This is a genomic window from Bradyrhizobium sp. NBAIM03 (assembly GCF_020194055.1).
GTDB classification, from domain to species: Bacteria; Pseudomonadota; Alphaproteobacteria; order Rhizobiales; family Xanthobacteraceae; genus Bradyrhizobium; species Bradyrhizobium yuanmingense.
The window spans coordinates 1-797 of sequence record NZ_JADYVS010000096.1; the positions used below are offsets into that span (position 1 = coordinate 1).

The 797-nt window shown below is 62.5% G+C and carries 1 protein-coding gene; it reads right to left on the minus strand.

Annotation, left to right across the window (positions count from 1 at the left end):
• Positions 1-797: transposase (locus tag I6F21_RS37555; protein WP_225184361.1), on the minus strand; the 797-nt coding region annotated here is incomplete at both ends.

Sequence of the window (797 nt, forward strand, 5' to 3'; positions counted from 1 at the left end):
TCGGAGCGTTGCGGACGGCAAGGAGTTGACGGCAGAGGACGATTTTATCGTTGCGCCCGCCATTGGCGAGGAAGCCATAGTGGCGGATGCGATGGAAGCCGTCCGGCAGGGTGTGCAGGAGAAAGCGACGAATGAACTCACCGGCATTAAGGGTCATCACTTTGGCTTTACGATTCTGCCGAAAGTCCTTCCAGGCAAAGCTCACCTTGTCGTCGGCGGCAAGCGAGATCAGCCGACTGTTGGCGATGGCGACGCGATGCGTATAGCGGCTGAGACAAGCCAGCACCTGTTCGGGCCCGCCGAATGGCGGCTTGGCGTAGACGACCCAGTCGGTCCGTCGAAGTTGGGCGAGGCGCTCGGCGAATGCGGCGGGATCGGCGAGATGGACGAGATCGCCAAAGAAACCCAGCTGACCAGCCGCGAAATCAGCTTGCAGCTCTTGCAGAAACAGGCGGCGGAACAGCCGGGAGAGGACGCGCACCGGCAGGAAGAAGCCGGGCCGGCAAGCGACCCAGTGTGTGCCGTCGAGTGAAGGTCCACCACCAGGTACGACGCAGTGGATATGCGGATGGTGTTGCAGGGGCTGACCCCAAGTATGGAGGACGGCGGTCACACCGAGCTGAGCGCCGAGATGCTTGGGGTCGGCCGCGATGGTGGTGAGCGTCTCGGCCGCGCAGCGGAACAGAATGGCATAGACCACCGCCTTGTTCTGGAAAGCAATCTCTCTGGCCGGCGCCGGCAAGGTGAAGACGACGTGGAAGTATGGCACGGGAAGGAGTTCGGCTTGTCGCTCGGCA